At 52.9% G+C, this 6083-nt stretch carries 9 protein-coding genes; 7 read left to right on the forward strand and 2 right to left on the reverse strand.

The genetic code is table 11. The features are described from left to right. The 4 genes from Q7V06_RS00525 to Q7V06_RS00540 all read left to right on the forward strand — a co-directional run. A partial coding sequence (locus tag Q7V06_RS00525; RefSeq protein WP_304836482.1) for a MoaD/ThiS family protein occupies window positions 1–197 on the forward strand: 197 nt, incomplete at its 5' end. Beyond that, on the forward strand, window positions 139–1092 hold the full coding sequence (locus tag Q7V06_RS00530; RefSeq protein ID WP_304836484.1) for a TIGR00269 family protein: 954 nt from the start codon (window positions 139–141) through the stop codon (window positions 1090–1092). The genes Q7V06_RS00525 and Q7V06_RS00530, both read left to right, overlap by 59 nt. Further along, window positions 1093–1881 carry a ThiF family adenylyltransferase gene (locus Q7V06_RS00535; RefSeq protein WP_370650786.1) on the forward strand — a complete coding sequence of 263 codons (789 nt, stop codon included), beginning with the start codon at window positions 1093–1095 and terminating at the stop codon, window positions 1879–1881. 69 nt (window positions 1882–1950) lie between these two features. Then, entirely contained in the window at window positions 1951–2811 is an 861-nt protein-coding gene (locus Q7V06_RS00540) for a methanogenesis marker 8 protein (protein WP_304836486.1), read from the forward strand. A 7-nt stretch (window positions 2812–2818) separates the two neighbouring features. On the opposite strand, the gene Q7V06_RS00545 is transcribed toward Q7V06_RS00540, so the two are convergent. Then, window positions 2819–3628 carry a DUF5591 domain-containing protein gene (locus Q7V06_RS00545; RefSeq protein WP_370650788.1) on the reverse strand — a complete coding sequence of 270 codons (810 nt, stop codon included), beginning with the start codon at window positions 3626–3628 and terminating at the stop codon, window positions 2819–2821. Between the two features lie 277 nt (window positions 3629–3905). Here Q7V06_RS00545 and Q7V06_RS00550 point away from each other — a divergent pair, with 277 nt between their 5' ends. The 3 genes from Q7V06_RS00550 to Q7V06_RS10385 all read left to right on the forward strand — a co-directional run bounded on the left by Q7V06_RS00550 (window position 3906) and on the right by Q7V06_RS10385 (window position 5270). Then, window positions 3906–4346, forward strand: a complete 441-nt coding sequence (locus Q7V06_RS00550) for a tetratricopeptide repeat protein (protein WP_304836488.1) — start codon at window positions 3906–3908, stop codon at window positions 4344–4346. Window positions 4347–4382: 36 nt separating this feature from the next. Beyond that, window positions 4383–4982: a TIGR00725 family protein gene (locus tag Q7V06_RS00555; RefSeq protein ID WP_304836490.1), complete on the forward strand. Its 600-nt coding sequence runs from the start codon at window positions 4383–4385 to the stop codon at window positions 4980–4982. A gap of 147 nt (window positions 4983–5129) precedes the next feature. Next, complete coding sequence (locus tag Q7V06_RS10385) at window positions 5130–5270, forward strand: hypothetical protein (RefSeq protein ID WP_370650787.1); 141 nt, start codon at window positions 5130–5132, stop codon at window positions 5268–5270. Between the two features lie 355 nt (window positions 5271–5625). Here Q7V06_RS10385 and Q7V06_RS00565 read toward each other — a convergent pair whose 3' ends face one another. Next, the gene (locus tag Q7V06_RS00565) at window positions 5626–5862 is read right to left on the reverse strand and encodes a hypothetical protein (RefSeq protein ID WP_304836494.1); all 237 of its coding nucleotides are present in this window, start codon (window positions 5860–5862) and stop codon (window positions 5626–5628) included. Window positions 5863–6083: the final 221 nt, after the last annotated feature.

Here is a 6083-nt window from a genome sequence, read left to right on the forward strand (position 1 = left end):
CAATGCAGGTGATCCTTCCGGACAGGAGCCGTCATCTCCTGCCACCGGATCCTACTCTGATCGAGGATATCCTGGCAGCCCTTGGGCTGAACCCGGCATCTGTGATCGTTATCAGAAACGGCATGGTGGTGCCTGAAGATGTACTGGCAGAAGGAGAGGATGAGCTTCGGATCATCCAGGTCTCTCATGGCGGATGAGGGGTGCTCTCTCTGCGGAAAGCCGCCGGTTGCCAGGCTCTTCGATCCTGAGCGGAGGCTCTGTGCAGAGCATTTTGTAGAAGACTGTGCAGCCCGGGTGAAGGCCGGTATTATGGAGGCGGGACTGCTTGCACTAGGTGATCGGATTGCTGTTGGTCTGTCAGGCGGAAAAGACAGCACACTTCTTCTGATCCTGCTCCACGGAATCGTCTCTTCATGTACGGGGGTACATCTGATTGCGATCACGGTGGATGAAGGGATCGCAGGATACCGTGAGGAGACGGTTGCAGCAGCAGTTGACCTGACGACCCGACTTGGAATTGAACACCGGATCGTCTCGTTCTCTGATCTCTTTGGGGCTGATCTCGATGTTCTCCTATCAGATAGAGAGGCAGAAGCCTGCACGGTCTGCGGAGTGCTCAGACGGCGGGCACTTGCTGTTGCAGCAGCAGAGATGGGGGCAACACATATCGCAACCGGTCATAACCTTGATGACGAGGCGCAGTCGGTCCTGATGAACGTATTGAGAGGAGATCTCTCAAAACTCCTCCTTGACACATCAGAGGGGCTCCCGGACTGTTTCATCCCGAGGATTAAACCCCTCTCGGTACTCTCAGAGAAGGAGATTACCACGTATCTTCTCGTATCAGGTGCCTATACCGATCTCCCCGAGTGTCCGTATGCAGGGGGGGCACTCCGGGGCGAGGTGCGGGGGATGCTTGCCGATCTGGAGTTTCGTTATCCGGGGACGAGGTGGCGGTTGATCAGATCACGGGATCAGGTTCGGAATCTGCTTGCTGAAGAGGTTTCGCAAGGGGTGCTCCAGAGGTGTGTACACTGCGGGGAGGTCTCAAGTGGAGAGTTATGTTCGGTCTGCCGGGTGCTTGGGAGATGAGTGAACGGAGAAGAGATATACCATCCCGGTTCATGGATCGAATATGAGGGGATAACGATGCTGTCTGATGGTGAACTGGAACGATACAAACGCCAGATACCCCTCTTTGGGGAGGAGGGGCAGGATAAACTGAAAGGATCTGCGATCTTCATCGCAGGTGCAGGCGGGCTTGGCTCTCCCGTCTCGCTTTATCTCGCAGCTGCCGGGGTGGGAAGACTCATTATTGCAGATAATGATGCAGTTGATCTGACGAATCTGAACCGGCAGATTCTGCATGGTGGCCGCTCTGTCGGGGAGAGGAAGACGGAGTCGGCGGCCCGGAGGTTGTCAGATCTGAACCCCGATATTGAGATTACTGCGATTGACCGCCGGATAGATGAGGAGAGCATCTCAGGGATTGTTAAAGGGGCTGATGGGATCGTCGATGCGATGGACACCTTTGAGGTCAGATATCTCCTGAACCAGGTGGCATACAAGAGAGAGATCCCCCTCTTCCATGGTGGGATCAGGGGATTCTATGGCCAGGCGACGACGATCATTCCGGGAGAGACCGCCTGCCTCTCCTGCATCTTCCCCCATCCGCCGCCATCAGAGGTGATCCCGGTCATCGGTGCTACGGCAGGCATCATCGGATCGGTGCAGGCAAACGAGGTGCTGAAGTACCTGCTTGGAATGGGTGAGCTGTTGACAGACCGGCTCCTCCTCTGGGATGGGATGCGGTCTGAAGTCGATATGATCGCAGTTGAGAGGAATCCGGGTTGTCCGGTCTGTGGCGGGATGAAGAGATAATCGGAATTTTTCTATGCGTATCTTGATACAATTCCGGGTAGACAGTAGTACATACGAAGGGAGTATTCAATGACAGGGCAGAACGACGAGCATATCATCGAGGCGAACGGCCGGGCACGGATCATCATTCGAAACGGAGATGTTGTGGAGGTCGGCGAGCCGCTGATCCGAAATTGCCCGCTTGCACAGCGGTTTGCCCACCCAATACCTGAGATGAATAAGGAGCATATCGCTGCAAATATTCGCTATCGTATCGCTGCGTTTGGGATGTGCACTCCGGATAGACAGGTTGAGGATGACCGCGAGTTTGTCGGGTTTGGTGCATCTGAGATTTTGAGTTTCGGGATGAAGATGGGGCTCATCGATGCGGTTGTCCTCGCCTGTGACGGTGCTGGGACGGTGATCGTGACGAGGCCATCGATGGTGCAGGGGATCGGCGGCCGGATGTCGGGTCTCGTTTCGACGACGCCGTATTCGTCAGTTATTTCGAGGATCAAGGCGGGTGGGGGTATCGTCCTTGATCCCGAAGATGGGACGATGAATCAGGTCGCCGGTGTTGCCCGTGCGGTGGAGGAGGGCTTCACCTGGATCGCTGTGACGGTTGCACTGCCTGATGATGCTCTGGCGATCCGCCGGATGTTTCCGGATGTAATGATCGTCGGCGTCCATGTCACCGGCCTCTCATACGATGAGTCGCAGGCCCTCGTTGCTGCATCTGATCTGGTGACGGCCTGCGCATCAGGACATATCCGCGAGATCGCCGGGAAGACGGCGCTCGTTCAGGCCGGGGTCTCGGTTCCGGTCTTTGCGATGACGAAGAAGGGAAAAGAGCTGCTGATCGAGAAGATCCGGCAGTCTGATGATCCGGTGCTGATCAAGCCGACGAAGCTCCCGTCACTCGGTGGAAACCAGCCTGATCCGCTGATCTGAAGAGAATCTACTCTTTTTTCAGGTGAGAGTTTCTGAACCGGACAAGCTCTTCGCAGAGCTCCCCGAGATAGTCATCCATCGAGAGGGAGCCCTCCTGGAAGGCGCAGTCACCCTGCTCAACGATCATATTGATGACGTCTTTTGTCGGGAGGATGAGGTCAATTCTGACACCTGCCTGCTCTGCCCCCCTGATGAACGCCTCCCGGAAGATGCCGAGGCAGTAGGCGATCCGGTACCGGTACAGGTCGCGTGTCTTCCCGAGGTACCCGGCGACCCGGTCGGTCTCGATCCTGAGGAAGTCGTCAAGGACCAACTGATCCTTACACTTGCCGAGCATGTACTTGTAATGGGCATAGGGGTACATCTCTTCGAGCTCCCCGGGGACGATGCCACAGGTTCCGAAGACGACGATATGATACTGGTCAGGGTCGAGGACCTGCGAGATGACCATCCTGATCAGCTGGTGGCTTGGGCTGCTGCTGTAGGGTTTCCTCATCGCACAGGGGAGGAAGATCCCGATCTCCTTTGGTTCGACATCATATTCGTCGATGATGTACCGGTAGGACTCCTCAAACTCCGGGAGGTAGAAGGGGGGATCGGTGAGGAGGGGTTTCTCGGATGGGGTTTTGTTATCGCCCATGGTTGTCAGGTAGATGTTTGTGGCGGAGGGGGATGAAGGGTGCGGGTGATGGGATTCGATCAGACCTTTATCAAGGGCGGGTTTGAGACACTCTTTGGGGAAATGGACACGATCGATCAGATTAAGCATTGATTGGATATCGGACGCATTTGATCCATCTAATGCACCATGAAACAGGGCTCGTACTTGTGGGGTGGTTACTCCACATGGTGTGGTGTTGGGAGTGTGAGATCAATTGTCTCGACGGTGTAGAGACAATGATTGGACTTGGAGAGTGATGCCATGAAAATAATGATCTTCATGGATTGGCATAATGTTGACAGTGATACTACAGTGAACCACAAAGATTTGAGTGTCATACAATCTCCGGGATCTTCTTCCGAAAGAATAAAACCGATCAAAAGAAAATCTCGAAGAGATCAATCCCCACCAGATAGCATAGAGGAGTGGAAATATGGAATCTACAGTAGAAGAACTCATCAGGGAGGGTGCAAGCCTCGCCCAGCTTGAGAGATATGATGATGCAATCGATGCATTTGATAAGGCAATTGAGATACATCCGGGTGATGCAAGAGCATGGTGGGGCCGGGGCCTTGCACTCTTTATGCTCGGCAGACCTGCTGAAGCAATTGAATCCTATGACAGGGCGCTTGCAATTGATCCGGAGAACCCCGTCCTCTGGTTCAACCGGGGTCTCGCGCTCGATGATCTCAGGCGGTATGCCGAAGCAGTCGAATCCTACGATAAGGTGCTTGCGCTTGAACCGGAGAATGCCGGTGTATGGTACACCCGTGGCACAGCACTCTCGATGCTCGACCGGCTTGATGAAGCCGTCGAGTCAATAGATCGGGCACTCTTCCTTGATCCAACGCTTGCGAATGCCGGGCTGGATTAGGTGACAGCACCCTTATACGCTGGAGATGAAAACGAGATGAATCCCGGACCCCCAAAAGACCAACCAACCAGTACACCATCTCCCAGACGCCCGCTGGTTGCGGTGATCGGTGATGCCCGGCTGGATGAAGATACACAACAATACCAGATGGCAGAGCGGCTCGGGTATGCCCTTATCAATTGCCGATACCGGCTCGTCACAGGGGGACGAGGCGGCGTGATGGAGGCGGCATCACGGGGGGCGAGACGATCTCCAAAACATCAGGACGGTGACATCATCGCAATCCTCCCCGGCAATGACGCCTGCGATGCGAACCAGTATGCCGACATCTGCATCGCAACCGGGCTTGATATTGCGCGAAACTGCCTCATCGCAAATTCCGATGCGATCATTGCCATTGGCGGGGGGTCAGGCACCCTTTCAGAGATTGCGATGGCCTGGGCAAAAGGGAGGCTCATCCTCGGGTATCGTGGAGAGGGATGGAGCGGCATGGTCGCTGACCAGCGAATTGACGGCCGCATACGATACCCGGATATCCCCGATGACAGAGTCTATGGCGTATCTACAGAAGAAGAGGCACTTCACTATCTGAAACTCATCCCACACTATAACCAGCGATCAGCCGGAGTACGATAACAGAAGATCAACAGTAAGATAACTTCGAAAGAAGACACAGGATCAAAACGTGTATTCAACAGATAAAAAAAAGACCATACATCCTATCACTTTATCTCCGTCGTCACAATCACAAGACATATATTCGTAAACATCCGAACAATAAGTATGTCAATCAAATGTGGCGACAAGCCCGGAGAGGGCAGATATGTCTGTAAGAAGTGTGGCAAAGCGATCACCCTCGCAAGCAAGGACGAGGCTATCTACCCCTGTCCACTCTGCAAATTCTGCGAGTACAAGCAGGGCTGAAACCACCAGATTTACCATTAATCCAACCCCTCTTTTATATTCTCCAATCCAGTCCGGGAGAGTTCTGTCACGCCAATCAATGGCGGTAAATCAGCAATATGAACGATACCACTGCTCATATTCCTTATGATCTGCAAAACAGTGAAGAATATACAGAGTTTCTTCATGAATCTCGTATATAATCCGTGCCTGTCGTGTCACCTTCTCAACATGAGATGGTATGCCATATCTCAAATGACGGCGAGGAGGTATAGACTGTATCTTTTCAAAATGCAAGAGGAAGAGATGCTGAAGATCGTTTGGTAGCCTTTCAAACTCTTTTCGTGCAGATTCCAGGAAGAGAATCTCCATTCGATCACTTCGTAATGAGCTTTTTCATCTCATCCATCGTGGTGAGACAGATTGTACCGGCCAGAGCCTCACTCAATTCAATGGATACCCCTCTGTGAACAAGCATCAGCTCTTCTTCTTCAATCATCCTGTCATATGCGAGTATAGCCTGTCGAATAACCTCCGTCTGATTCCCCGCATATCCCTTATTGATGATCCTCCTTATCGCCTCTTCATATGGCCTTCCAATAGTAATATTCATAGAGATCACCTTTGAATGTACAATGAATACACACTCCATAATATATTAATTGATCATAGTCACAGGCAGAGGGATATGACACACTATTCAGGTCTGGCTCACCCTTCAGCATCCAGATCACACACCCAAGGCTTACCAGCCCTTTCTATGAGAGCAGCAGCAGCGCACATGCACCTGCTTTACCATGCAGAAGCCCGGGTAAGAGAGACATCAATTACCTG

The organism is Methanocalculus sp., assembly GCF_030651615.1.
In the GTDB taxonomy this organism is placed as follows: Archaea; Halobacteriota; Methanomicrobia; order Methanomicrobiales; family Methanocorpusculaceae; genus Methanocalculus.